22 protein-coding genes are annotated in these 21,386 nt (G+C 63.6%); 10 read left to right on the top strand and 12 right to left on the bottom strand.

Going from position 1 to position 21,386, the window contains the following annotated elements:
• Positions 1-32 precede the first annotated feature (32 nt).
• From ABWK72_RS26865 to ABWK72_RS26855, 3 genes are read right to left on the bottom strand one after another with little or no spacing between them, the layout of a single operon-like run.
• The gene (locus tag ABWK72_RS26865; protein WP_367872670.1) at positions 33-653 is read right to left on the bottom strand and encodes an RNA polymerase sigma factor; all 621 of its coding nucleotides are present in this window, start codon (positions 651-653) and stop codon (positions 33-35) included.
• Entirely contained in the window at positions 631-1,074 is a 444-nt protein-coding gene (locus ABWK72_RS26860; RefSeq protein WP_367872669.1) for a periplasmic heavy metal sensor, read from the bottom strand. The genes ABWK72_RS26865 and ABWK72_RS26860 overlap by 23 nt, the downstream gene beginning before the upstream one ends.
• A complete protein-coding gene (locus ABWK72_RS26855; RefSeq protein ID WP_367872668.1) occupies positions 1,071-1,352 on the bottom strand; it encodes a hypothetical protein in 282 nt (93 codons plus the stop codon). Before ABWK72_RS26855 ends, ABWK72_RS26860 begins: the two co-directional genes overlap by 4 nt.
• 167 nt (positions 1,353-1,519) lie before the next feature.
• On the opposite strand from ABWK72_RS26855, the gene ABWK72_RS26850 reads away from it, so the two are divergent.
• The 3 genes from ABWK72_RS26850 (at position 1,520) to ABWK72_RS26840 (ending at position 4,527) form a co-directional block, all read left to right on the top strand.
• Entirely contained in the window at positions 1,520-3,811 is a 2,292-nt protein-coding gene (locus ABWK72_RS26850) for a c-type cytochrome (protein ID WP_367872667.1), read from the top strand.
• An 87-nt stretch (positions 3,812-3,898) separates the two neighbouring features.
• On the top strand, positions 3,899-4,129 hold the full coding sequence (locus ABWK72_RS26845; RefSeq protein ID WP_367872666.1) for a hypothetical protein: 231 nt from the start codon (positions 3,899-3,901) through the stop codon (positions 4,127-4,129).
• Entirely contained in the window at positions 4,126-4,527 is a 402-nt protein-coding gene (locus tag ABWK72_RS26840) for a type II toxin-antitoxin system VapC family toxin (RefSeq protein WP_367872665.1), read from the top strand. Before ABWK72_RS26845 ends, ABWK72_RS26840 begins: the two co-directional genes overlap by 4 nt.
• Before the next feature lie 115 nt (positions 4,528-4,642).
• Here the strand turns inward: ABWK72_RS26840 and rpsD are convergent, their stop codons facing one another.
• From rpsD to ABWK72_RS26820, 4 genes are all read right to left on the bottom strand, one after another.
• Positions 4,643-5,254 (bottom strand): 30S ribosomal protein S4, encoded by a 612-nt coding sequence (gene rpsD / locus ABWK72_RS26835; protein ID WP_367872664.1) that lies wholly within the window; start codon positions 5,252-5,254, stop codon positions 4,643-4,645.
• A gap of 18 nt (positions 5,255-5,272) precedes the next feature.
• A complete protein-coding gene (gene rpsK, locus ABWK72_RS26830; protein ID WP_367872663.1) occupies positions 5,273-5,839 on the bottom strand; it encodes a 30S ribosomal protein S11 in 567 nt (188 codons plus the stop codon).
• A 31-nt stretch (positions 5,840-5,870) separates the two neighbouring features.
• Positions 5,871-6,239, bottom strand: a complete 369-nt coding sequence (rpsM, locus tag ABWK72_RS26825; RefSeq protein WP_367872662.1) for a 30S ribosomal protein S13 — start codon at positions 6,237-6,239, stop codon at positions 5,871-5,873.
• Positions 6,240-6,371: 132 nt separating this feature from the next.
• The gene (locus tag ABWK72_RS26820; RefSeq protein WP_367872661.1) at positions 6,372-7,019 is read right to left on the bottom strand and encodes a DUF1080 domain-containing protein; all 648 of its coding nucleotides are present in this window, start codon (positions 7,017-7,019) and stop codon (positions 6,372-6,374) included.
• Between the two features lie 111 nt (positions 7,020-7,130).
• Here ABWK72_RS26820 and ABWK72_RS26815 point away from each other — a divergent pair, with 111 nt between their 5' ends.
• The 7 genes from ABWK72_RS26815 to ABWK72_RS26785 all read left to right on the top strand — a co-directional run bounded on the left by ABWK72_RS26815 (position 7,131) and on the right by ABWK72_RS26785 (position 15,110).
• Positions 7,131-8,168, top strand: coding sequence for an AAA family ATPase (locus tag ABWK72_RS26815; protein WP_367872660.1), 1,038 nt, complete (start codon positions 7,131-7,133; stop codon positions 8,166-8,168).
• A 166-nt stretch (positions 8,169-8,334) separates the two neighbouring features.
• On the top strand, positions 8,335-8,796 hold the full coding sequence (locus tag ABWK72_RS26810) for a hypothetical protein (protein WP_367872659.1): 462 nt from the start codon (positions 8,335-8,337) through the stop codon (positions 8,794-8,796).
• Positions 8,793-9,689 carry a DUF58 domain-containing protein gene (locus ABWK72_RS26805; protein ID WP_367872658.1) on the top strand — a complete coding sequence of 299 codons (897 nt, stop codon included), beginning with the start codon at positions 8,793-8,795 and terminating at the stop codon, positions 9,687-9,689. Before ABWK72_RS26810 ends, ABWK72_RS26805 begins: the two co-directional genes overlap by 4 nt.
• Before the next feature lie 45 nt (positions 9,690-9,734).
• A complete protein-coding gene (locus ABWK72_RS26800; protein WP_367872657.1) occupies positions 9,735-10,106 on the top strand; it encodes a four helix bundle protein in 372 nt (123 codons plus the stop codon).
• A gap of 73 nt (positions 10,107-10,179) precedes the next feature.
• Positions 10,180-12,174: a BatA and WFA domain-containing protein gene (locus tag ABWK72_RS26795; RefSeq protein ID WP_367872656.1), complete on the top strand. Its 1,995-nt coding sequence runs from the start codon at positions 10,180-10,182 to the stop codon at positions 12,172-12,174.
• Between the two features lie 170 nt (positions 12,175-12,344).
• On the top strand, positions 12,345-12,872 hold the full coding sequence (locus ABWK72_RS26790) for a hypothetical protein (RefSeq protein ID WP_367872655.1): 528 nt from the start codon (positions 12,345-12,347) through the stop codon (positions 12,870-12,872).
• 9 nt (positions 12,873-12,881) lie between these two features.
• Positions 12,882-15,110, top strand: a complete 2,229-nt coding sequence (locus ABWK72_RS26785) for a hypothetical protein (RefSeq protein WP_367872654.1) — start codon at positions 12,882-12,884, stop codon at positions 15,108-15,110.
• Positions 15,111-15,391: 281 nt separating this feature from the next.
• Here the strand turns inward: ABWK72_RS26785 and ABWK72_RS26780 are convergent, their stop codons facing one another.
• The 5 genes from ABWK72_RS26780 to ABWK72_RS26760 all read right to left on the bottom strand — a co-directional run bounded on the left by ABWK72_RS26780 (position 15,392) and on the right by ABWK72_RS26760 (position 21,341).
• Positions 15,392-16,771, bottom strand: a complete 1,380-nt coding sequence (locus ABWK72_RS26780; RefSeq protein ID WP_367872653.1) for a tetratricopeptide repeat protein — start codon at positions 16,769-16,771, stop codon at positions 15,392-15,394.
• A 277-nt stretch (positions 16,772-17,048) separates the two neighbouring features.
• Positions 17,049-19,544 carry a secretin N-terminal domain-containing protein gene (locus ABWK72_RS26775; protein ID WP_367872652.1) on the bottom strand — a complete coding sequence of 832 codons (2,496 nt, stop codon included), beginning with the start codon at positions 19,542-19,544 and terminating at the stop codon, positions 17,049-17,051.
• Between the two features lie 38 nt (positions 19,545-19,582).
• Positions 19,583-20,134, bottom strand: a complete 552-nt coding sequence (locus ABWK72_RS26770; RefSeq protein ID WP_367872651.1) for a hypothetical protein — start codon at positions 20,132-20,134, stop codon at positions 19,583-19,585.
• Between the two features lie 5 nt (positions 20,135-20,139).
• Complete coding sequence (locus ABWK72_RS26765; protein WP_367872650.1) at positions 20,140-20,736, bottom strand: hypothetical protein; 597 nt, start codon at positions 20,734-20,736, stop codon at positions 20,140-20,142.
• A complete protein-coding gene (locus ABWK72_RS26760) occupies positions 20,733-21,341 on the bottom strand; it encodes a hypothetical protein (RefSeq protein WP_367872649.1) in 609 nt (202 codons plus the stop codon). The genes ABWK72_RS26765 and ABWK72_RS26760 overlap by 4 nt, the downstream gene beginning before the upstream one ends.
• Between the last annotated feature and the right edge of the window lie 45 nt (positions 21,342-21,386).

Genomic DNA, 21,386 nt, shown 5'->3' with positions numbered 1-21,386 from the left:
ATCGCCCGAAAGATCCCACGGCGTATTTTGCGTTAGGCGGCTTCTCGATCCCACCAAGCCGCGAGGCGTTCGCGTGCGCGGTATAGCCGTCCTTCGACCGCCCGCTCGGAGCATTTCAGAATGGCAGCACATTCCGTGTGACTGAACCCTTCCAGACACGAGAGGACCAGCACCTCCCTGAACTTCTCCGGCAAAGCACCGAGACCGCGGTCAAGCTTCGCGAGATCTGAATGGCGCATCGCCACCTCCTCCGGCGTCGGCCGCTTGCAGGGCAGCTCAAGCGCACCCTTGTCCCAAGATCCGGTAAGACGATTCCGTCCCGCCCGCACCCGGTCGCGGCAGAGGTTGAGGGCGATCTGGAACAACCAGGTGCTGAACTTCGCCTTCGGACGGAAACCTCCCAAGGCCCGGTGCGCACGGATGAAGGTGTCCTGGCAGGCCTCGCGGGCGTCGCTCGCGTCGCGTAGGTAGTGAAAGCAGAAATGATAGACGCGCTGTTGATGGCGTTCGACCAGTTGGCGGAAGGCATCGCCGCAACCACCCTGCGCAGCATGGATAAGCACCGCTTCCGCCACCTCATCCGGCGTCGGGCCACAAGGCGGCGCAACGGCAAGGGGAAAGCCGGCGTCGTTAGTGAGCGAGGATGCTGTCATGGGTCCACTGCAGGAGTTTTTCGGCTTGGGCGGGATCGAGGTGTTCCTTCATCGCGAAGAAGTGCTCCAAGGTGGTGCGCTGGAGTTTCGCCTGTGCGGCGTTGAGACGGGCCAATGCGGATTCGATCTCGGGCGAACCGGCCTTGCCCTTGCGCACGGCATCGGCCAGCTCGCGGCCGGCGGCGGTGATCTCGGCGCGGAGGTTTGCGCGTTCCTTCTCGAAGGCCAACTCGATCGGATCGAGAGCCTTGTGCTGGGCCGGCGTGATCGCCAACTGCTCGTGCATCCAGCGGTGGAAATCCTCTTCCGACGCTCCCTTCTTGCCAGCGCCGCGCATCCCATGGGAGACGAACACGGCAGCCGCCGCAGACAGCACGATCGTGCCCGCGGCCCAGAGAAAGCGTCCGCTACCGGCGCTCATGGCGTGGCGAAAGGCGAATGCGCGGCGGGCGCGCCGAACACCTCCAAGGGCGGCGGGCCGGAACGATCTTCCGCCGCGCTCGCCACGAAACTCACCGCCACCGCGGTGAAGACGGCGGCGCAGGCAATCACCACCCCGCTCCGGAAAATGCCGTGCGTCATCGCAGCCGGTCCCGCCAAGCGCTCTATCACGCCCGCCGAAAAATCAACCGGCAACGCGGGAACCTGCTCCCGCCTGCCACGCTCGAGCGCTCCTTGCAACGAGGTGGAATCGAACATCGGGAAAGGCTAGCCGCATCCCCCCAAGCGGGGCGAGATCAAACCACCATCCGCGTCACCCGATCCCCGCGACCGGAATCGCCTACCCCCATTTCTGTCATACAGATTTTGACTTTTACCCGGCGTTTGCTGAAGATCATCGCCAACCCGCCCGTATCCAAGAACCCATGCGCTCGCGAAACGTTCTCGCCGTCCTCCTCTGCACCCTGCCGCTCTCCGCCCAACAGGGCGACAAAAAGGAGCACGGCAACATGGATCCGGTGGTCCCCGAAAAGGACATCCCCCCTTCTCCGGTGCTTTCTCCAGCGGAAGCACTCAAGAGCTTCCAGATCGCCCCCGGGTTCGTGATCGAGCCGGTGGCCACCGAGCCGTTGGTCGACAAGCCGGTGTGTCTGGACTTCGACAGCGCCGGCCGGATCTGGGTCTGCGAGATGCGTGGCTACATGCCGGACATCGATGGCAAGGGTGAGAGCGTCCCGCAGGGCCGGATCAGCGTGCTGGAAGACAGCGACGGCGATGGCAAGGCGGACAAGAACACCATCTTCCTCGACAAACTGATGCTGCCGCGTGCGATCTGCGTCTACGGCGACGGAGTCCTCTTCCTCGATGAAAACCAGATGTGCTGGCAGAGGCGCGATGGCCTCAAGCCGGTCGGCGAGCCGGTGGTGATCGACGCCAAGTTCGCCAGCGGCGGCAACGTCGAGCACAAGCCGAACGGCCTGATGCCGAACCTGGACAACTACCTCTACCTCGCGAAATCCGACAAGCGCATCCGCCGTGTCGGCGACGAATGGAAGGTCGAGCCGACCGCCTTCCGCGGCCAATGGGGCATCGCTCGCGACAACTGGGGCCGCCTCTACCACAACAACAACTCGGCCTTCCTTTTCGGCGAGAGCCTCGCCCCGAACCTGCTGCAGGACAATCCGGCGGTGAAGATGAAGTACAACGACTCGAACGGCCTCGGCAGCAACCGTGTCTGGCCGATCCGCGTCACACCCGGCGTGAACCGCGGCTACATCGGCAAGGAGAACGGCTATAACGAGCAAACGCTCGATCCGCGGACACACAAGCTCATTAACTGCACCGCGGCTGCCGGCTTCGCCGTATATCGCGGGACGAATTTCCCGAAGGAATGGTATGGCACCGCATTCGTCACGGAATCCTGCGTGGCCCTGCTCAAGGCGATCAAGATCACCGAGAAGGACGGCAAGCCAACGGGCACGAATCCGGGGGGCGAGAAGGAGTTCCTGGCCTCCACCGACGAGCGCTTCCGCCCGGTGAATGCCTACTCCGCGCCGGACGGTTCCCTCTACGTGGTGGACATGTATCACGGCATCATCCAGCACAAAACCTTCCAGACGAGTTACCTGCGCGAGCAGCACCTCTCCCGGGGCCTCGACAAGCCGGCGCTCGGCAACGGCCGCATCTACCGCATCCGTAGTACTTCCGGGAAGCTGGAGCCGAAGACCGACATCGCAGCGCTCCAAGGCCTGGACCTGGTGAAGATGCTGATGCACGCGAATGCCTGGCACCGCGAGACGGCACAGCGGGTGCTGGTGGAGCGCAAGGACCCGGCGACGATCCCCTTCCTGGCCAAGCTTGCCGCGAACGGCGATGCGGTGGCACGGGTCCACGCCATCTGGACCCTCGAAGGCATGGGCGCACTCAAGGCCGAACACGTGGTCGCGGCGATCAAGGACAAGGATCCGAAGCTGCAGTCTTCCGCACTCTGGGCCTCCACCCGGCTCGATGCCAGCGAACTCTCCAAGCTGGAACCGGTGCTGGTTTCCCTGAAGCCCGCCGCGACCGAGGACGCGCCCTACCTCGCACGGGTCCTGGGATCGGTCGGCACCCCGAAGGCGCTCGCGGCCCTGGATGCCCTCTTGAAGGATGAAGCGAAAGCAAAGTTCATCCGCGAGGCGGCGATCTCCGGATTGCACGGTCACGAGGCGGAATTCGCCAAGCTGACCGGCATCAAGGACAAGGCTTTCAGCGAATGGCTGGAGCAGGGCGAGAAGGGCGCCGCGAAGACTCCGGACGGCCCGGGCCTGAAGGGCGCGGAACTCGCCTCCTGGACCCGTGGCAAGGCCCTCTACGGCGGCGAGGCAGCCTGCTTCGCCTGCCACGGACCGGATGGCGGCGGTCTCCCCGCGCTCGGCCCCCCGCTGGCAGGCTCCGAATGGGTCACCGGCAAACCGGAAGTCATGGCGAAAATCCTACTCCACGGCATGACCGGCCCCATCACCGTCGCGGGCGAAACCTACACTCCCACCGCCGAGATGCCGGCGCTGGGAGGCAACCCCGTCTTCACCGACGAAAAGCTCGCCGACGTGATGACCTACGTCCGCAACGAGTGGGGCAACAAGGCCCCCGCCGTCACCCCGGACACCGTCAAAAAGCAGCGCGAGGCAACCAAGGACCGGGCCGGCCGGCCATGGTCCGCGGCGGAGCTGAAGTAAGGCGGTTTGACGGGGCCATTGGTGGGAAACGTGGCCCCGACTTCCTCTTCCTTGAAAAATCTCCGGCACAAGATACTCTCAAGGGAGATGAGCATCACCGCGGTCGTTCACAACAACATGATCCAGCTTCCCATCCCGGTTGCGGATGGGACCAGCGTGGAGATCATTTTGAGCGAAAAGCCGATAGTTGGAGAAACGAAGGGATCCTTCTTTGATTCAATTCGTGATTTTGCAGGGACTATCGACGATCTGCCGCCAGACTTTGCGGCGGAGCATGATCACTACATCCATGGCCGTCCGAAGATGGTTGATCGATGAATCGCACCCTCGGAGACGCGCACTACTTCCTAGCGCTCCTCAGCTCTCGTGATCAGGACCACGCGAAAGCCGTCACCCTCTCTCGCGAATGGGCTGGAGAGATCGTCACCACCCGCTGGATTTTGGCGGAGGTGGCGGACGGTCTATCGGCGCCCCCAACTCGCGGTTTAGCAGCGGCTTTCATCCGTCACTTGGAGGAAAACCCATTCGTGAGAATCGAGCCCGTCACCGAGGCTCAATTCACGCGCGGACTCGATCTCTACCTCAGCCGTCCAGACAAGGAATGGTCTCTGACCGACTGCATTTCCTTCGTGGTGATGGCCGACGAAGGTTTGACCCAGGCGTTGACGGGAGACCACCACTTTGAACAAGCCGGATTTGTCGCACTGCTGCGATGAGGCTTGTCGCTCGGTTTAGCTGTCCCATTTGAACTGCCTTTTTCGGTTAGGCTCTTCCGAAAGACACCAACAAAAAGGCCCGGGGTCTCCCCCGGGCCTTCCTGAAATCGTTCGATCAGCGGGAGTAAAGCTCGACGATCAGCTGCTCGTTGACGAGCGGCGCGATGTCCGCCTTGTCCGGGATGCGGGAGATCGTGCCTTCGAGACCTTCCTTGTCGAGCGTGAGCCAATCGGCCAAGGGCGAGGATTGGGTCAGGTCGATCATCCGCAGCGCGAGCTGCTGGGCGGAGGGCTTGGCGGCGATCTTCACCTTGTCGCCCGGCTTCACTTGGTAGGAAGCGATGTCCACCCGCTTGCCATTCACGAGCACGTGGCCGTGGTTGACGAGCTGGCGGGCAGCTTGGCGGCTGTTGCCGAAGCCGAGGCGGTAGCAAACGTTGTCGAGGCGGAGTTCCAGCAATTGCAGCAGGATCTCGCCGGTCACGCCGCGGCGGCGGGCGGCTTCCTCGTAGTAGCCGCGGAATTGCTTCTCAAGCACGCCGTATTGGAAACGGAGCTTCTGCTTTTCGCCGAGGGCGACAGAGTAGTCGCTCTTCTTTTTACGGCCAGCGCGCAGGCCATGCTGGCCCGGCGGGAAATTGCGGCGCTCGAAAGATTTCGAGGAACCGAAGAGAGACACGCCGAAGCGGCGGCTGATCTTGGTGGTGGGTCCGGTGTAGCGAGCCATGATCGTTTGAAAATTCGATTAAACGCGGCGGGCCTTCTTCGGACGGCAGCCGTTGTGCGGGATGGGAGTGACGTCCTTGATCGCCAGCAGCTCGATGCCGAGCGCCTGGACGGCACGGACCGCGGACTCGCGGCCGGAACCCGGGCCCTTCACGCGGACTTCGGCTTCCTTCAGACCGTGGCCCATCGCTTGGCGGCAGGCGTCTTGGGAGACGACCTGGGCGGCATAGGCGGTGCTCTTGCGGGAGCCCTTGAAGCCCATCTTGCCGGCGCTGGACCAGCCCAGCGTGTTACCGCTGGAGTCCGTCACGCTGACGATGGTGTTGTTGAAGGTGGCCGTCACGTGGACGATGCCGCGGGAGATGTTCTTGGAACCCTTGGCCTTGTGAACCTTGATCTGGGTTTCCTCGGCGCCGGCGATCTCGGCGAAAATGTCGCGCTTCTTGTCGTCCTTCTTAGGAGCGGCTTCTTCAGCAGCCGGGGCGGCTGGAGTAGCAGGAGCAGGAGCGGGGGCAGCCGGGGTCGCAGCGGCAGCAGGAGCCGCGGCGGCTTCCGGTGCCGGTGTGTTGGTTTCTTCGTCAGCCATTTCGGGAAAAAGGTTCGGGGTTCCGCGCAACTTACTTCTTCACGCCGACGGTGCGGCGCTTGCCCTTGCGGGTGCGGGCGTTGGTGCGGGTGCGCTGGCCACGGACGGGCAGGCCGCGCTTGTGGCGGATGCCGCGGTAGCAATTGATCGAGGTCAGGCGCTTGAGCTGGGCTTGCTTCTCGCGGCGGAGGTCGCCTTCGATGATGATGCCCTGGCTCTGGATCACGGTGGCGATCTTAACGAGTTGGTCCTCGGTGAGCTGACCCGTGCGGATGTCCGGATCGATACCGGATTGTTCGAGGATGCGACCGGCGGTGGTGATGCCGATGCCGTACATATACTGCAACGACGCCTCGATGCGCTTCTCGTTGGGGATTTCGATACCGAAAATGCGTGCCATTTGATGCTGTGGTAGAGCGGAGTGCGATCCGGAACTAAGGACACGAAATCGTGCCCGTCCCTCCGAAGCGGGCGGGCTGTTTAGCAGACGACCCCCCTCTGACAAGTGGAAAACCGAAATTTTCGGCGATATTCATAGTTCCCGGATTTGAATGCCCCGGAACCACACTTCATCGCCGTGATCCTGAAGCAGGATGTGGCCCGGTCCGGGACCTGCGAAGCCCTCGACCTTGGCAAACTTGCTGGCCTTCTTCCCGGCTTCCCACTCCTTGCTGGAAGTGTCGATTTTCACCGCCCGCTTGCCGTTCAGCCAGTGCTCGATCTTGTCGCCCTTGGCGATGATCTTGGAGTGGTTCCACTCCCCGGCAGGCTTCAGATCCTTGTCCTTGGCGGCCGGGATGACCTCGTAGAGCGAGGCCGAGGCGGTGTCCGGAACCTTGCCGTTCGGGTGGCCGGCGTCGTCCAGCACCTGGTATTCCGCGCCGATCCAACCGGCCGGGGTCTTGCGGACCCGGTATTTCAGGCCGCTGTTCCCGCCTTTCGAGATCTTCCAGTCGAATTCCAGCTCGAAGTCCCCGTATTCCTTCTCGGAAATGAGATCGCCCGCCTTCTCCGCGCGATGCAGCACGCCATCCTCGACCTTCCACCCCGGGGCCGGGGTGCCACCCGTCGCCGTCTTCCAACCGGAGAGATCCTTGCCATTGAAAAGCGGGACCATGGCACCCGGTTCGGCCATCGCGGAACCGGCGAGAAGAACTGTCAGCGTTAAGAGCTTTCGCATGCTGGCAGCCTGACTGCTCCTCCCGCCCGCGCAAGCCGCATTCCCTTCATACGCCTCGACAAAGCGGGGGCTCAATCTAGGTTCATTGAAATTCCGCAAACCGCTTCATTCATGGAAGAAACCATCCCCTCCGTCCCGGCTTACACGGACCACCAGCTCCCGCCCGACGACGTGGCGGCCATCGACCAACTCGGTAAAACCTACGCGGCCCTTCGTGCGGAACTCGGCAAGGCGATCATCGGCCAGGAAAAGGTCATCGAGCAGCTCGCCATCTGCCTTTTCGCCCGCGGCCACGCCCTGCTGATGGGCGTCCCCGGCCTCGCCAAGACCCTGCTGGTTTCCTCAGTGGCGCGGACCTTCGACCTGACTTTCAACCGCATCCAGTTCACCCCGGACCTGATGCCGGCGGACATCACCGGCACCGACATCATCCAGGAATCCGGCGTCGGCGGCCGCCGGGAATTCGAGTTCGTGCGCGGCCCGGTCTTCGCGAACATCGTGCTGGCGGACGAAATCAACCGCGCCCCGGCCAAGACCCAGTCCGCCATGCTCGAGGCGATGCAGGAGCTCAAGGTCACCGTCCTCGGCCGCAGCTACGACCTGCAACCGCCCTTCTTCGTACTCGCGACGCAGAACCCGGTGGAGCAGGAGGGCACCTATCCCCTTCCCGAGGCCCAGCTCGACCGCTTCATGTTTCTGATCGAGGTCGACTACCCGAGCGCGGAGGAAGAAAAGCGCATCGCCCGCGAAACCACCGGCACCGCCCGCGCCATCCTCAATCATCTCCTCGACGGCCACGCCGTGCTCGCCTACCAGCAGCTGGTCCGCCGCGTCCCGGTCCCGGAACACATCTACGACTACGCCGTCTCGATCGTCCGTAAGACCCGCCCCGGCACGCCGGAAGCACCCGCGTGGATCAAGGACTACGTCGCCTGGGGTGCCGGCCCCCGTGCCGTGCAATACCTCATCCTCGGCGCGAAATCCCGCGCCGCCCTCCGCGGCAGCTACATGGCCAGCATCGAGGACCTCGAAGAATGCGCCATCGCCGTCCTCGGCCACCGCGTGATCACGAACTTCGCCGCCGAGTCGCAGGGCATGACCTCGAAAAAGGTGGTCGAGCGGCTGATCGCGGAGATGAGGAATGACTGATACCTTCCCGCCATGGCCATTGAGAAGATCATCAGGAAATTCACTTCGCACGAAGAGCTGCGACTCGCCCATTTGCAGGAATGGCAGAAAATGTCCACGGACGAGATCAACCACCACGCTTGGGAGATGGTAATCGAATACCGACGGATGCACGACATCCAGCCTCATGAACCCAGACTTCAAAGAGATTTTGCAGGTGTTCGAAGAGCATGATGTCGACTACCTCATCGTGGGAGGTTACGCCGTCATCCGCTACTCCCAACCGCGGTTTACCAAAGACCTCGATCTGTGGATCCGGCCATCCGCGGAAAATGCGGTTAAGGTCGCACGCGCATTCAGAGCTTTCGGAATTCCCATGGTCGAGGTGAGTGAAGCAGACCTAGCCGACGAGGGCTTGCAGTATTTCGTTGGTCGTCCCCCAAACGCCATCGACTTCTTGACGACGATCAAAGGGCTGAATTTCGACGCAGCTTGGGCTAACAAGCGGGTATTTGACACTGACAGCGGTCGACTCTCTTACTTGAGCCCCACGGATTTGATCATCTCGAAAAGGGCAGTAGGTCGCCATCAAGACCTGGCCGATGTCGAGGAGATCCTAAGAATCCACCCGGAGGCAGAACCTAAATGAGCTACGACTTCCTCGATAGCGGCATGCTAGCCAGACTCGGCGCGATCCCTTTGGAGACTCGCACGCCGATGATCGGCAATGTCGCGGGGAAGCACCGTTCTCCGCATCGCGGCTCATCCGTCGAATTCGCGGAGTACCGCAAGTATGTCCCCGGCGACGACACCCGGCGTCTCGATTGGAAAGCCTTCGCCCGCTCGGACCGATTTTACATCAAGGAATTCGAAGCCGACACCAACCTCCGCGCCTACTTCGTGGTCGATGCCTCGGGCTCGATGAAGTTCCAAGGGCAAGGCGAACAAAAGATCGCCTACGCCAATCGCATCGCCGCATCGCTCGCCTACCTGTTAGTCAATCAAGGCGATGCAGCCGGCCTCTCGGTCTGCACCGACAAGCTCCATCTCGAAGTCCCCCCGAGCCGCCGCCCGGCCCACCTCCAGCACATCTTCAATACCCTCGGCAAACTCGAGCCCTCGGGCGAGACCGGCTTAGTCCCTGCCCTGCACACCATCGCGGAGAAGATCAGCCAGCGCGCCTTTGTGGTGATCCTCTCCGACCTATTCACCGACTCCCAACCCTTCTCCGACGCGCTCCAGCACCTGCGCTACCGCAAGCACGACATCTGCGTCTTCCACCTCATGGACCCGCAGGAGCTGGGCTTCGAGTTCGACCGCCCGCACCGCTTCGTCGACATGGAGGACGGCACCTCGCTAGTGGTGGAACCCAACATGATTGCCGATGAGTATCACGGCGCCCTGAGAGAGTTTCTCACCACCACCAAAGCGAAGTGCCACGATGCCGCCGCTGACTACCAGTTGGTGCCGACGAACACGCCGCTGGAGCCTTTGCTCCGAGATTTTCTCACGGCACGTCTTCCCAAGAAGGGGCACAGCTAGTGGTTCCAATTACTAATTACTAAGCACTAATTTTTAAACTGAAGTGTGGAAAAGAAGGATGGGGGCGAGGGCAAATTCGATCTGGAGGAGCGGACCTTCCAGTTTGCGCTTCGCATTCGCCAATGCGTCTCAACTCACCGCTGGACCCGCGGCCAGTGGACCGACCTCAAGCAACTACTCCGTTCTTCCGGCTCGGTCGCCGCGAACTACGTCGAGGCCGACAACGCTGCCTCACGGCCTGACTTCATCTACCGAATCGGCGTCTCTAAAAAAGAAGCCGTCGAATCCCGGCTCTGGCTCCGCTTGCTCGGTGCAACCACCACCGCCCCGCCCGCCATCGAAGCCCTCCGTCCCCTCTACCGCGAAGCGGACGAGCTCACCCGCATCCTCGCCGCCATCCTCAGAAGCTCAAAGTAATCCCCCCCTCTCCCTTCTTCCACACACTTCAGTTTAAAAATTAGTGCTTAGTAATTAGTAATTTTCTTCCTCCGTGACTTTCCTCCAACAAAGCATGCTCTGGGGCCTCTTCGCCGCAAGCATCCCCATCATCATCCACCTGCTCAACCGCCGTCGCCACAAGACGGTGATGTGGGCGGCGATGCAGTTCCTGTTGAAGGCGACCCGCGAGTCCCGCGGCAAGAAGAAGCTCCGCCACATCCTGATCCTGACCTGCCGGACACTGGGCGTCGCGGCGCTGGTCACCGCGGCGGCCCGCCCTCTCATGAGCGGCATGCTCGGCTGGGGCGGCGGGAAGCCGGACCTCGTGGTTTTGATCCTCGATCGCTCGGCCAGCATGGAAGCGACTCCGATGAATGGCACCGTGCCGCGGCGCGATCTCGCCCTGCAGCGGGTGAAGGGTGCCTTGGGCGACCTGCAAGGCACCCGCCTGGTGCTGATCGACAGCGCCTCGGGCCAGCCGCAGGAAGTCCCCAGCCCGGATGTCCTCGACCGCATCTCATCGACCGCCGCGACCGATACCGGCGCCGACATCTCGACCCTCGCCGGCAGGGCCGCGGAGTTTCTCACCGAGACCCCGGGCCGCGCCGAAGTGTGGATCGCATCCGACCTTCAGAAGTCGAATTGGAAGCCTGAGAACGATCGCTGGACCTCGGTGCGCGCCGCGCTGTCCTCCCTGCCCCAGCCGCCGAAGCTGCGGGTCCTTTCCTTGGGCGGCGAGCCTTCGCCCAACCAAGCGATCCGCCTGCTCTCCTCGCATCGTGCCGGGGCGCAACTGGTGCTCGATATCGAAATCACCCGCAGCGATGACGATGCGGCCCCCGTCAATCTGCCGCTCACCGCCACCCTCAACGGCGTCCGCAGCACCACCAATCTCACGCTGGCCGGCCAGAATTTCCGCTTCCGCAAGCTGCTGCCGGTCCCGCCACAGGAGGAGTCTGGCTACGGCTGGCTCTCGATCCCCGGCGATGGCAACCTGCGCGACAACGCCGCCTTCTTCGCCTACGGCCCGGCCCGCCCGATCAAGAGCCTGCTGGTCGCACCGCCCGGCGAGGCCGCCAACTACATCGCGATCGCCGCCGCCCCCGCGGGGCACGGCGGGCAATCCATCGAACGCCTCGATTCCGCACAGTTGTCACGGCTCGATACCGATGGCGTGGCGGCGATCTTCTGGGCCGCGCCCCTGCCCGCCGGCCAATTGGCCGAGACCCTCAACCGTTTCCTCATCGATGGCGGCGAGGTCGTGTTCTTCGCCCCCCATGGGGAAAGCACCGCGGAGTTCCTCGGAGTGTCATGGTCCGCCCTCACCACCTCGGAGAAGGACAAGTTCTTCATCCTCGATTCCTGGGATCATGACGACGGCCTCCTCCGCGACGGCCTCGACGGCAGCCCGATCCCGGCCGAGCGCTTCAAGGCATTGAAGCGCCGCCTCCCGGAAGGCGAAGCCACCGCGCTCGCCCGCTGGGACGATGGCAAGACCTTCATCACCCGCCGCGTGGTCGAGCGCGGCACCGCTTGGTTCGTCGGCTCCCAACCCGACTACACCTGGTCGAATCTCGGCGATGCCGACGTGCTGCTCCCCGTCACCCAGCGGGCCGTGGCGGAAGGTGCGAAGCGCTTCGATGCCGGCTACCTCGCGGACATAGGCAGCCGCTCCGCGGTCCCGCGCCCGGGTGAAAGCCGCACCCGCTTGGACGACTACGGCGCGCCGGTGCCTTCCAACGAGGCCTTCGAAGCCGGCATCCAACGTTTCGGAGAGCGCGTTCTGGCCCTCAACCGCCCGGACATCGAGGACGACCCCGAGATCCTCGCCACCGAGACGCTCAAGGGCATCCTGCAAGGAACCGGCTACACCCTGTTCGAAGACCAGAACGTCTCGGCGAGCGCCAGCGGGCCGAGCGATATCTGGCGCGCCTTCCTCGTCGCGATGCTATTCTTCCTGATCTCGGAAGCGTTGCTCTGCCTGCCGAAGCGGCAATCCCAGGTCGACCATCAACCCGGCAGGCCGAATCCCCCGGTGAAAGCATGACAAGCGCCACTTCACCCTTCCCCGAACACGGCAAGCCGAGATCCCGATGGATCTGGGGCTGGGCCTGCTACCTCCTTCTTTCGGGAGGGGTCCTGGGACTGATGCTAGTGAGTCGGCTAAATGGCTATTTCGAAGGGCTCTTCCTGGGTCAAAGCGACATGCTGCTCTCAATGGCAATCAGCCTGATGCTGCTGGCCTGCCTGCTGCTTCTCGCGATGCTCGGGATTTTCGCCCTCTACCGGATCATCCGCGGAAGGGATCACTGGCTCAAGCTCGGCATTCTGGCGCTACCGGTCGTCGGGATGGCCATCGGGCGTTACCTTCCCCTGCCTACCTTCAACGATGGCGTGAGGGAAACCCTACGGACCAAGACCAGCGGCGCGGATTTCGTCGGCTTGGCAAAGGCGACGGTCGCAACCCCGCCCAGGTGGCTCGCGGACGATGAGACCCCCGCTTTCTCGGCAAACAAGGAAGCCTGGATCAAAGCCGCCGCTCCATTCGACCGCCTCAGTGTCGAGCCCCACCCGAAGGTCTCCCTCAAAGGAAAGAATCTGCTCTTGGAGTGGGGTGGTCCCTTCTCGCGGCGCTGGGGTCTGGCCATTTCCTCCGTCCCCGGGGCGAAACCGGGAATCCCCTCTCACGCCACCTATTCCGAGGAGATCCATCCGGAGGTCTGGCTGTTCAATTCCTACCTGTAGCGCGTCCCCTTGTCCTTCAGCATCCACAATCTCCAGTTCTCCACGACGCCGGCGACCCTCTCCATCGGGGTGGCGGCGCTCGTCATCGTCGCCGCACTGTGCCTGTTCTCGTGGAAACGCAGCCCGCATCCGCGGCGCACCGCCGTGCTGGAGGCCCTGCGTTTCACGATTACGGTGATCGTCGTACTTCTGCTCTGGAAGCCGGAGTGGCTGACGGTGCTGCACCCGCACACGAAGCCCAAGATCGCGATCCTGTGGGATGCCTCGAAGTCGATGGAAACCATCGATGCCGAAGTGCCGCAACTCTTCTCCCCTACCCACTCGGTCGTGGCCCGTTCCGAGTGGACGCGCATGGCGCTCGACAGCCCGCTCTGGGAGCCGCTGACCGATGGCGCGAAGAACGACCTGGTGGACCGAGCCTTCGCCGCGCCGCCGGAGAACCCCGCCGAGGTCCCCTTGGCCGGCACCGATCTCAGCGCGCCGATCGAGGACTTGTTAGAGAACGAGACCAACCTGCGGGCCGTGGTGATGATCTCCGATGGGGACTACAACACCGGCCAGCCGCCGGTGGTCGCCGCGCAGAAACTGCTCCAGCGCGGCGTGCCGCTTTTCACGATTCCGGTCGGCAGCAAGAAGCGCCTGCCGGACCTCGATATGCTTTCCGTCACCGCCCCCGCCTACGGCATCGTCGGCGAGAACGTCCAGATCCCTTTCACGATCCGCTCGTCCCTCGACCGCGAGGTCCGGACCATCGTCCGCCTGCGCGACGACAGCGGCCATGAGAAGACCAAGGAGATCATCCTGCCGCCCGGCCAGCCGACCTACGACGCGATCCTGTGGCGGATCGAGAAGGAAGGCTCCGCCACGCTCGAACTCTCCGTGCCGATGGCGGATGGCGAGCGGATCGAGGCGAACAATTCCCGCAAGTTCACCCTCTCCGGCCGCCCCGAGTCGATCAAGGTGCTGGTGATCGAGACCCTGCCGCGCTGGGAATACCGCTACCTGCGCAATGCCCTCTCCCGCGACCCCGGCGTGGAACTCTCCTGCCTGCTCTTCCACCCGCAGCTCGGCAAGGGCGACGGGCCGGATTACCTTCAGGACTTCCCTTCCAAGCCGGAAGATCTGGCGAAATACGACGTGATCTTCATCGGCGACGTCGGAGTCGCCCCGGACCAACTCAGCAAGGAGCAGTGCGAGCTACTGCGCGGCCTGGTGGAGAATCAGGCCAGCGGCATCGTCTTCATGCCCGGCCCGCAGGGGAACGAGTTCACCCTCCAGGACACCGCCCTCTGGGACCTGATGCCGGTGATCCTCGACCCCGAGAACAAGGGCGGCCTCCACGATCCGGTCGCCTCGCCGATGACCCTGACCGGCGAGGGCCGCAGCTCGCTGCTGACCATGCTGGCGGATTCGGAGGAAGCGAATCCCGATGTCTGGCGCTCGCTCCCCGGCTTCCACTGGCACGCGCCGGTGATCAAGTCGAAGGGCGGCACCGAGGTCCTGGCCGTGCACGCGAACCGCCGCGGACGCTTCGGCCCGGTGCCCCTGATCGTCACGAAGGCCGCTGGCAACGGCAAGGTGCTCTTCATGGGCATCGACTCCGCCTGGCGCTGGCGGCGCGGCGTGGAGGACAAGTACCACTACCGCTTCTGGGGCCAGGTCGCGCGCTGGATGTCTTACCAGCGGAACATGGCCGCCGGCGAGCGGGTGCGCCTCTACTTCACCCCCGAGCGCCCCGTGCCGGGCGACACCGTGACCTTCAATGCGAATGCCTTCAACTCGGCCGGCGCGCCCTTGGAGGAAGGTACGGTTTACATCGATGCCACCGCCCCGGACGGTAGCAAGGAACGGATCGTTCTGGAGAAGAACGACACTGCCTGGGGCGCCTTCTCCGGCCGCATGAAGATCGGCCTGCCCGGCGAATGGCAACTCCGCGCCTCCATCGATGAAGCGGGCGCGGAACCGATCGAAACCAAGCTGCTGGCCCAAGGGATCGAACTGGAGCAATCCGGCCAACCCGCCCGCCCGGAAGTCCTCGCGGAGATGGCCCGCATCGCCCGTGGCCGCATGATCACGCCGGAACAATTGCCCGACCTGATCAAGGAGATCGAGGCGCTGCCCGAACCGCGGCCCATCGAGAACCGCCTGCCGCTCTGGTCCCACTGGGCCAGCGTCGCCCTGGTCGTCGGCCTGCTCGCCCTCTTCTGGACGGGCCGAAAGCTGAACGGCGCGTTCTAGCCCCTGTCCGATCCGTCCGACGGGTCTAGGGGTGTGGGACGGATCGGACAGGAGGGAAGGAGAAGGAAACGGTTCTTTCTCCCCTACCCCTGCACCACTGCGCGATCCGCTCTCCTCCGCCCGGGCTGCCGGGGACCATTCGGCCGCACAGAGGACTGTGCGGACCATCTTTTTGTCCGATCCGTCCCATACCCCTAGGGGGGTCGGACGGATCGGACACGAAAAGGGCGCGGCAGGAGATCCCCGCCGCGCCCTTTTCTTGGTAACCGGTTCCGTTGTCCTCAGGTGTAGGACGACTCGACGCGCTGGGCGACGTCGCGATAGCCGTAGTCGACTTCGTAAATCTGCTTGAAGGAATCCAAGGCACCTTCCTGGTCGCCCATCTGTTCGTGGATCAGGCCCTTCTCGTAGAGGACTTCCTTCTTGGTATTGTCCATGGCGTGCATGTCCGCGAGTGCGTCGAGGAGTTGCTTGGAGGCCATGTCGAGCATGCCCTTGGCCTTGAAGGTGCGGCCGAGCAGGAGCAGGACCTTGGACTGGATGTGCGGGTTGCGCTTGGCCTGCTGCAGGTGCGGGATCGCGTTGCTGAAATCGCCGGCGTTGTAGTAGGCTTGGCCCAGTTCGTAGCGCGAGATCGGGTCGGTCGGGTTGATCTCCACGCGGCGCTTGGATTCCTCGACCGCTTCGGCGATGCGGGTCGCCTTGCGCTCGGCAAGCATGGCCTGCACTTCCGGATCGTCGGGATTCGACTTGGCGCGCTCTTCCAACGCCTTCATGTGGGCGTCGCCGACCTTGTCCTTCATGTGGGCGGCCTTGGTCTGCAGGGCGACGTCGCCGTTGCTGAGCTGGAAACCCCAGGAATAGAAGGTGAACGAGTTGTCCCAATCCTCAAGCTGCTCGAAGATGCTGGCGAGGTCCTTGACCACGGCGAGCTGGTTCGGATCCTCATTGTACTTCGCGATGAGGCGATCGCGGCGGTCTTCCAACTGGTCGCGCGTGAGGCCCGAGCGGTTGGCGGCGTCGATTTCGGCAGCCTCGCCCTTGTTGCGCTGGAGATCGGCCATCTTGGCGGTCTCACTCCAGCCGCCCGATTTCATCGAGGCGCGGGCGGTGCAATCCTTCTCGCCCTTGATGGCGACGGAGTCGGTCGGGTGATGCTTGATGACGTCGCGGTAGACATCGGCGGCCTTCTGGGGCTCCTCGCGGACGAGGTAGAACTCGGCCAGCTTGTGCATCAGCTTGGAATGCTCGGGATGGCCCTGGCGGACCGTCTCGAGGGCGAAGGCGGCGCTATCGGGCAGGCCGAGGGCGTTGAATGCCTCGAAAAGCTGGTCGTTCAGGTCGGAATTGTAGGGGTCCTTCTCCAATTCCACCTCGATCGCCACCACGGCAGAGGCCGGGTCTTTTTTGATCGCGCTCTTGAAGCTGCTGCCGCCGGTCTTGATGCCGAAGACGGAGGCAGCCTTCTTCGGGCCGCCGGTGACGATGCTCTCGCATTTCCGCAAGATCTTGCGCCCGTCCAGGAATGCCGGGGCATCCTTGAGCACGGGTTGCAAGAGTTTGACGGCGTAGCCGTGGTTATTGGTCTGAACGGCGCTGAGGGCTTTGAGGAACAGGGCCCTCACGTTCGGGGCGAGTTCCGCTTCGGTAATCTCGGGCATGGAGCGAAGATTGAATGGTTTTTACTGAAAGATCCGGGAGTCTCCGCATCCCGGCGGGACCAAAATGAAGCCCGGAGGAGCGGCTTGGCAAGTACCGGGATGAGGAAGTGCCAAGTAAAATGAAGTTCCAAGTGAAAAGGACCAAGTGGCAAGAAAGGCAAAGTGCCAAGGAACCGCCCGGCAGGGCCGTTTACCTTGGCACTTGGAACTTCTTACTTGGAACTTCCGGCTCTTGGCACTTGGAACTTCTTACTTGGAACTTCCGGGCGGCTGCGGCTCAGCGGTTCTTGATGTAGGACTTCTTGGGACGGGCGCTGGCGGCGCGCGGCTGGTCCGGCGCGACCGGTTCCTCGGGAACTTCCTTGGCGACCGGGAAGATCCCTGCCCCGTTCTTGCCCTTGCTGTCGACCACGCTGCCCTGCTTGCTCGGAAGGACGCCGGGGCCGTCGATGAAGGCGCGGTTGTCGTCGTCGATCTTGTAGCGGGCGTCGATGTCCACCTGGGCGTCGTAGAGGGTGTTGCTGTCGTTGATGATCTTCGGCTGGATGAAGATCAGCAGTTCCTCGCGTTCCCCTTTGGTCTCGGTGGTGCCGAAGAGGCCGCCGATGAAGGGGATCGTGCTGAGGATCGGGATCCCGGAGCGTCTCTTGTTGTCGCGGGTGGTGATCAGGCCGCCGAGAACGATGGTGTCGTTGTTCGGCACGGTGACGGTGGTGACCAGTTCGCGGGTGGCGATGGTGGGCACTTCGCCGACGCCTTCGACGTTCTGGCTGCCGACGACTTCGTCATTGAGCAGGTAGATCTGGAGAGTCAGTTCGTCCGCGGAGTTTACCAGCGGCCTGACTTCGAGCTTCAGCACCACGTCGCGGTATTCGATGTTGGTGCTCTGGCCGGTGGTGCCGCTGTTGAAGCTATTGGTCGGGACGGCGATGCGCTGGCCGCTCGAGATCGTGCCGTTTTGGTTGTTCGCGATGAAAATCGTCGGACGTGAGATCACGTTGAACTTGCTGGAGGCCTGGAGCGCATTGAGGTAGATATTCATATGCGGTCCGATCCGGCCGTAGGCGGCAAGACCGCCACCGGTGGTGACGAGATCACCGGGATCGAAGACGGTGCCATCGAGCGGGAGGATGCCGCCCGCGCCGCTGCCGCCGCGGCCACCGATCACGTTGTCGCCGCGGGTTTCCACGGTGCGCAGGTAGTCGATGCCGTAGTTCAGGTCCTTGCCCAACGAGAGCTGGCCAAAGACGCAGGAGATCATGACCTGCTCGGCCTTCACGTCGATTTCGTCGAGCAGCTTGGTGATGATCTCAAGACCGGCGGGGGGGCCTTGGATCACGATCGAGTTGGTGATATTGTCGGCCACCAGGAGGGTCCGTCCGACGAGCAGAGGCACTGGAGCGGTGCTGACCTGGGATTCGCCGAGGCCACCGCCGCCGGCTCCACCGCCGCCCGCGCCGCCGCCGGCGCCGCCCGATCCACCGCCGCCGAAGGAACCGCCGCTGCTGGAGCTGCCATTCGCCTGGGTGCGGGAACTGCCCGTGGTGCGGCTATTGTTGCCGCCCGCGCCGCCGCCGCCGCCAAAGTTCGCGCCACGGGCACTGCCGCCGCCCTGCGTTGCGCCGCCGGCACCGCCTGCCGCGCCGCCCGAGGTACCCCCGAAGGCGCGCTGGAGCGCTTGCTCCGCCACCGGCAGGAAGTCGGACACGGCCAGGAATTTGAGTTTCCGGCGCAGGAAGTTCTTCTGGTCGCTCGGCGAGTCGAAGCCGCGCACCAAGGTCTCCACAAACACGATATCGATCGGGCGGCCCATCGCGAAGATCTCATTGGTGCGGGGCGCTGGAACGATCTGGATCGGAATGTCCTCGCCAGCACTGCCGCCGCCGTCGCCACCCGCAGCATTCACGGCGATATTCGCACCCGGAGCCGGGTTCGGCACTCCGCCTGGAGGAGCCGCGCCGCCTTGGACGCGCTGCGTGCCGGCGGTGGGTTTGGACTGCTGCTGGGCATTGAGGATTTCGTTCAGGGTCTCGGAGAGTTCCTGGACGTCCGCATACTGGACCTTGATGAAGCGGGTCGCGACCTGCTGCGAAGGCACGTCGATTTCCTTCTGAAGATCGATCAAGCGGCGGATCAGGGAGGAACTTTCGGTGATGATGACCGAGGAGGCATTCGGCACCGAGGCGATCGAACCGTAGCTGCCGAACTGGCGGACGACCGCGGTGAAAAGGCGCTCCATTTCCTGCGGCTTGATGAACTTGAGCGGCATCACGAAGGTGACCACTTGCTCGCCTTCGGGAAGGTCGGCCGGGTCGGTGATGGTCGGCAGCGGCGAGCCCTGGACCGAGCCCGGACTCTGCGAGAACATCAGCCGATCATGGTTTTCGCCGGAAGGGACGAAGACGAAGCCGCCGAGAAGCGCGGCCTCCTTGAGCAGGCGGGTGGCCTCCCCGTAAGTGATCGGTCCGCGTTGCACGAAGCGGAACTCGGCGGCGATCGCCTCATTGCTCACCGTCACGCGGCGGCCGGTCATCTCGGTGTAGAGTTCGGCAAGGCCCTGGCCGTCGATCTTCGGCTCGATGTAGCCGGCCTGCTTGATCGTCGCCGGATCGGGCGCGGGCTTCATCGGCCCGGCTTCGGGCGGGCGGGCGGGGCGGTTGGCACCGGGAGCATTGGGAGCGCCACCGGGTACAGGCGGCACAACGGGTTCTTGGGCAAGCGCCGCGCCGGCAAGAAGCCATCCGGCCAGGTAGAAGTGCGGTTTGAGCAACATGGGAAGAGGAATGGGCAGTCGGAGATATCGTTGGAAACTTAGCGGGAGCGACCGGCGGCGGGTGCCGGTAACCTCGGTTGAACTTGGCGCGGGGTCGCGGTGGCAGGGCCGTGTGAGGAAACCTTGTCCTTGGGCGGGGAGCTGCCGGAGGGATTCAGAGCCTTCCCGTCAAAGCGGATGGAACCGGTGCGGCCCCCGGAACTGAGGAAAACCACCGTATCCCGCCAATTGCCGGCGAATTCGACGCGCTCCACCTTGAAGGCTCCGGGAGTTCCGGGATCAATTTCATCGATCCGGTCCGCGGTGTAGCGGCGGTTGAGATCCGGCCGGACGATCAGGGTTTCATCCGGGTGATTGCGGCGGCCCATCGAAACCATGTAGCCGCCGTCGATCTCGGAGACCCCGGTGAGGGTCCAATCTGCAAAAGGGTCCGGGATGTCGACGGTCTTGACGGGAGCCGGCGAAGTGAAGACCGAAGGGTTCTCCCAGAGATGCCGGTATTTCCGGAGATCCGGCTTGGCAGGAGCACCGGCAAAGACGGTTCCGCCTGCAAGCAAGCAGGTCAAGAGGATGGGAGAGAGGGCAGTCATGGGGATCAACGTCCGCCGGCGGGCGGGGCGACGCGCGGGCGGGGCGGGCGCACGGCCGGTTGTCCCGCTTGGCCGGGTTGCACCGGCTGGACTTGGCCGTTGGGGTTAGGCTGGCCGTTCGGATTAGGCTGGCCGTTCCTCGGCGCGGCGGCACCGGCCTTGGGCAGGAGCGCCTTGTCGTCGAATTTCACGATGCCGTTGCGGCCGCCTGAGGACAGGTGGACGACGGTTTCCATCCACTTGTCCTTGCCGAAATCCACGCTATCGACCTTGAACGCGCCGGAAGCACCGGCGGCGATTTCCTCCATGCGGTCGGCGAAGTATTTCATCGTGCCGGAGGGCCTGATGATCTGGGTCTCTCCCGCGTTTTTCTTGTGCTGGAGGCGGACCATGTAGCCGCCCTCGACTTCCGAGACCCCGCTGAGGGCCCAATCGTCGAAGGCGCTGACCTGCTCGGTCGCTGCTGGTGGCGGCGGCTTGGAGGTGAAGGGGGAATTGTTCCAGAGATGGGCGTAGCTGCCCACGGAAGGCTTCTTCGGGGCATCGGCGCTGGCGATGCCAGCAGCGGCGAGGAGCAGTGCGAGAGAGGTGAAAGTTCTCATTTCTGCGGTGTGGGTGGAGTGTTCTCGGAAGTGGCCGGGGCCTCGGCTCCGGGCTCCACCGCCTCGCCTTCGGCATCGGCATCGGCGGCGGGGGGCACGAACCACTGCTCCGCGATCGCGGTGCAATCGATCAGGGTATCGTCCTTCGCATCGGGCGAAAGGCGCAAGAAAGTGACGGTGCGGAACTGGTCCGGCATTTGCAGGCGGTCCAGCCAGCGGTAGAGCGCGGCCTCGGTGCCGGTTACCTTGAACTCCACCTTGGCGCGCTGGAAATAGCTGCCTTCCTCGATCGGAAGGAAGCGGCGGTTACCGACCGTCAATTGATTGGCGGTCGCCTGGTTCTCGCCGAAGAGCTGGAGTTCGGTCTGCACGGTCTGGCCCGCCTTGGCTTCCGGATAGTGATTGGTCAGCCACTCCATCTCCTCGCTGCGGGAGTCGGCCTCCTCGCGATTTTCCTCCGCGGTGGCGACTGCGGCTTTCGCAGCGACGACCTGATTGGCGACCTTGGTGCGGAATACACGGAACTTGGAAAAGCCGAAGAGATTGAGCAGCACGAAGGCTCCCAGGCCGAAGAACAGGACAAGTTTCTTTTCGCGGTCGCTCATGAATCGTGGAATCGGGAAGGAAAAGCCGCCGGGCGGAAAATTTGT

It is taken from the genome of Luteolibacter sp. Populi, from assembly GCF_040801775.1.
GTDB lineage: Bacteria > Verrucomicrobiota > Verrucomicrobiia > Verrucomicrobiales > Akkermansiaceae > Haloferula.
This window is presented reverse-complemented; position numbering and strand designations above follow the sequence as displayed.

What these genes read in the sequence shown, in the direction of transcription:
- ABWK72_RS26865 (WP_367872670.1), bottom strand. Translation starts at nt 653, where the DNA reads ATGACAGCATCCTCGCTCACTAACGACGCCGGCTTTCCCCTTGCCGTT.
- ABWK72_RS26860 (WP_367872669.1), bottom strand. Translation starts at nt 1,074, where the DNA reads ATGAGCGCCGGTAGCGGACGCTTTCTCTGGGCCGCGGGCACGATCGTG.
- ABWK72_RS26855 (WP_367872668.1), bottom strand. Translation starts at nt 1,352, where the DNA reads ATGTTCGATTCCACCTCGTTGCAAGGAGCGCTCGAGCGTGGCAGGCGG.
- ABWK72_RS26850 (WP_367872667.1), top strand. Translation starts at nt 1,520, where the DNA reads ATGCGCTCGCGAAACGTTCTCGCCGTCCTCCTCTGCACCCTGCCGCTC.
- ABWK72_RS26845 (WP_367872666.1), top strand. Translation starts at nt 3,899, where the DNA reads ATGAGCATCACCGCGGTCGTTCACAACAACATGATCCAGCTTCCCATC.
- ABWK72_RS26840 (WP_367872665.1), top strand. Translation starts at nt 4,126, where the DNA reads ATGAATCGCACCCTCGGAGACGCGCACTACTTCCTAGCGCTCCTCAGC.
- rpsD (WP_367872664.1), bottom strand. Translation starts at nt 5,254, where the DNA reads ATGGCTCGCTACACCGGACCCACCACCAAGATCAGCCGCCGCTTCGGC.
- rpsK (WP_367872663.1), bottom strand. Translation starts at nt 5,839, where the DNA reads ATGGCTGACGAAGAAACCAACACACCGGCACCGGAAGCCGCCGCGGCT.
- rpsM (WP_367872662.1), bottom strand. Translation starts at nt 6,239, where the DNA reads ATGGCACGCATTTTCGGTATCGAAATCCCCAACGAGAAGCGCATCGAG.
- ABWK72_RS26820 (WP_367872661.1), bottom strand. Translation starts at nt 7,019, where the DNA reads ATGCGAAAGCTCTTAACGCTGACAGTTCTTCTCGCCGGTTCCGCGATG.
- ABWK72_RS26815 (WP_367872660.1), top strand. Translation starts at nt 7,131, where the DNA reads ATGGAAGAAACCATCCCCTCCGTCCCGGCTTACACGGACCACCAGCTC.
- ABWK72_RS26810 (WP_367872659.1), top strand. Translation starts at nt 8,335, where the DNA reads ATGAACCCAGACTTCAAAGAGATTTTGCAGGTGTTCGAAGAGCATGAT.
- ABWK72_RS26805 (WP_367872658.1), top strand. Translation starts at nt 8,793, where the DNA reads ATGAGCTACGACTTCCTCGATAGCGGCATGCTAGCCAGACTCGGCGCG.
- ABWK72_RS26790 (WP_367872655.1), top strand. Translation starts at nt 12,345, where the DNA reads ATGGCAATCAGCCTGATGCTGCTGGCCTGCCTGCTGCTTCTCGCGATG.
- ABWK72_RS26780 (WP_367872653.1), bottom strand. Translation starts at nt 16,771, where the DNA reads ATGCCCGAGATTACCGAAGCGGAACTCGCCCCGAACGTGAGGGCCCTG.
- ABWK72_RS26775 (WP_367872652.1), bottom strand. Translation starts at nt 19,544, where the DNA reads ATGTTGCTCAAACCGCACTTCTACCTGGCCGGATGGCTTCTTGCCGGC.
- ABWK72_RS26770 (WP_367872651.1), bottom strand. Translation starts at nt 20,134, where the DNA reads ATGACTGCCCTCTCTCCCATCCTCTTGACCTGCTTGCTTGCAGGCGGA.
- ABWK72_RS26765 (WP_367872650.1), bottom strand. Translation starts at nt 20,736, where the DNA reads ATGAGAACTTTCACCTCTCTCGCACTGCTCCTCGCCGCTGCTGGCATC.
- ABWK72_RS26760 (WP_367872649.1), bottom strand. Translation starts at nt 21,341, where the DNA reads ATGAGCGACCGCGAAAAGAAACTTGTCCTGTTCTTCGGCCTGGGAGCC.